Annotated in this window: 2 protein-coding genes and 2 rRNA genes; 2 read left to right on the plus strand and 2 right to left on the minus strand. The window is 54.9% G+C overall.

The genetic code is table 11. From position 1 onward, the window contains the following. Both C7W93_RS25220 and C7W93_RS23045 read left to right on the plus strand, forming a co-directional pair. Window positions 1–604: IS66 family transposase zinc-finger binding domain-containing protein (locus tag C7W93_RS25220; protein WP_225870016.1), on the plus strand; the 604-nt coding region annotated here is incomplete at its 5' end. Further along, complete coding sequence (locus tag C7W93_RS23045) at window positions 588–1,586, plus strand: IS66 family transposase (RefSeq protein WP_255419214.1); 999 nt, start codon at window positions 588–590, stop codon at window positions 1,584–1,586. The genes C7W93_RS25220 and C7W93_RS23045, both read left to right, overlap by 17 nt. A 152-nt stretch (window positions 1,587–1,738) precedes the next feature. Here the strand turns inward: C7W93_RS23045 and rrf are convergent. Continuing rightward, window positions 1,739–1,851: ribosomal RNA gene (rrf, locus tag C7W93_RS23050) — 5S ribosomal RNA — on the minus strand. A 176-nt stretch (window positions 1,852–2,027) separates the two neighbouring features. Further along, window positions 2,028–2,598, minus strand: a 23S ribosomal RNA gene (locus tag C7W93_RS23055); the annotation flags it as partial.

The following is a 2,598-nucleotide window of genomic DNA, read 5'->3' on the forward strand; positions in this document are numbered from 1 at the left end:
ACTACGGGGCATGTCAACGCCGCCCCACCTTCCCGACGATATCAGCGCTTTAAAAGCGATGATTACCGATCGTGATGCGGTCATTGCGTTGCACGGGGAAACGGTGGCGCAGCTACAGGACGCACTGTCCTCACATCGCATCGAAATCGAACACCTCAAGCTCTTCATCGCCAAACTCAAACGGCTGCAGTTCGGCCGCAAATCCGAGAAGCTGGACCGGCAAATTGAACAACTCGAATTACGGTTAGAAGATTTGCAGACAGAAGAAAGTGACGTTGCCAGCGCTGCCCCGGCAACGAAGCCAGTGCGTCCGAAGATACCACGCAAACCGCTACCGCCCCATTTGCCCCGGGACGAGAAGATCTATACGCCAGAGCATGCCGCCTGCCCCGATTGCGGTGGCGATTTGCGTCATCTCGGCAGTGACGTTGCCGAGCAACTTGAATTCGTCCCGGCCAGCTTTCGGGTCATCCGGCATGTGCGTCCCAAACTCGCTTGCACCTGCTGCGACTGCATCGTCCAGGCGCCGGCACCCAGCCGTCCGATTGCACGGTCTGGCGGGGCCCGGATTACTCGCCCATATTCTGGTGAGCAAGTTCGCTGATCATCTTCCGCTCTACCGGCAATCGGTCATCTATGCCCGGGAAGGTGTGGAACTGGATCGGGGATTATTGGCAGACTGGGTCGGTGCTGCCAGCAGCCTGCTGCGACCGCTGGTCGATGCGGTACGCCGTCATGTGATGGCAACGACCAAATTACATGCCGACGACACCCCGATCCCCGGTACTGGCACCCGGCAATGGCAAGACCAAAACAGCCAGACTGTGGACGTATGTCCGCGACGACCGGCCATCGGGATCAACCGATGCCCGGCAGTCTGGTTCGCTTACACGCCGGACCGCAAAGGTATCCATCCTCAGACCCATCTGGCGAAATTCGCCGGCGTTCTGCAGGCCGATGCGTATGCCGGATTCAACGCGATTTATGCAACCGGTCGTGTACAGGAGGCTGCGTGCTGGGCGCACGCGCGACGCAAATTCTTCGACTTGCATGCAGCACGGGCCTCGCCAATCACCACTGAAGCCTTGCGCCGCATCGGCGCATTGTATGAGATCGAAGCAAGCATACGTGGCAAACCGCCACAGGTAAGACAGGCAGTGCGCCAGGCGCAGTCGCGCCCGCTCATTGATGCGTTGGAAAGCTGGCTGCGGGCAAGTTTGTTGACGCTGTCGCGCAAATCCGATACTACTGCGGCGATCCTGTACGCCCTCAATTTATGGCCAGCATTAACCCGCTATTGCGACGATGGCAGCATCGAGATCGATAATTCGGCCGCCGAACGCGCATTGCGCGGTATCGCCATTGGACGACGTAATTATCTGTTTGCAGGCTCCGACAATGGCGGCGAACGTGCCGCCGCTATCTACTCGCTCATTGGGACGGCTAAACTCAATGGCGTCGATCCGGCAGCATGGTTGCGCTACGTCCTGACGCATATTGCCGATCATCCCGTCAATCAAATTGATGACTTCCTGCCTTGGAATCTGGCATCTAGGCTGGCGATCATATCTGCGCCAAAGCAATAGCCGCTGAAATGCGGGGCTGTCAATACGGCCTTTGAACGACGCTTACATATGAAGAATGGTGGTACCGGGACTATCGATCCGATTTCGATTCGATTTCGATTGCCCAAAGCAAAAACCCTCCCAGATTTCTCTGGGAGGGTTTTCTAATAAAAGCCTGACGATGACCTACTTTCACACTGGTTGCAGCACTATCATCGGCGCAAAGTCGTTTCACGGTCCTGTTCGGGATGGGAAGGGGTGGTACCAACTCGCTATGGTCATCAGGCATAAACTGTAGTGTCATATGTTCCCAATCGGGCAACACACAACGCAATCTAGAAGAAGTAAAGTTTGTTTCATGTGTTGGGGTAACGAGGGTTTCGTTACCCCAACACTGGGTATGATTGCACTTTTCAGGCAAACACATATCTCATTAGCTTATATATAACCTGCTAAGGTTATAGGGACAAGCCGCACGGGCAATTAGTACTGGTTAGCTTAACGTATTACTACGCTTCCACACCCAGCCTATCAACGTCCTGGTCTCGAACGACCCTTTAGGGGAATCTAGTTCCCGGGAAATATCATCTCAAGGCAAGTTTCCCGCTTAGATGCTTTCAGCGGTTATCTCTTCCGAACTTAGCTACCCGGCAATGCCACTGGCGTGACAACCGGTACACCAGAGGTTCGTCCACTCCGGTCCTCTCGTACTAGGAGCAGCCCCCTTCAAATTTCCAACGCCCACGGCAGATAGGGACCAAACTGTCTCACGACGTTTTAAACCCAGCTCACGTACCACTTTAAATGGCGAACAGCCATACCCTTGGGACCGGCTACAGCCCCAGGATGTGATGAGCCGACATCGAGGTGCCAAACTCCCCCGTCGATATGAACTCTTGGAGGAATCAGCCTGTTATCCCCAGAGTACCTTTTATCCGTTGAGCGATGGCCCTTCCATACAGAACCACCGGATCACTATGTCCTACTTTCGTACCTGCTCGACTTGTCAGTCTCGCAGTTAAGCACGCTTATG

Origin of the sequence: Glaciimonas sp. PCH181, from assembly GCF_003056055.1 — a bacterium.
Classification (GTDB): Bacteria; Pseudomonadota; Gammaproteobacteria; order Burkholderiales; family Burkholderiaceae_D; genus Glaciimonas.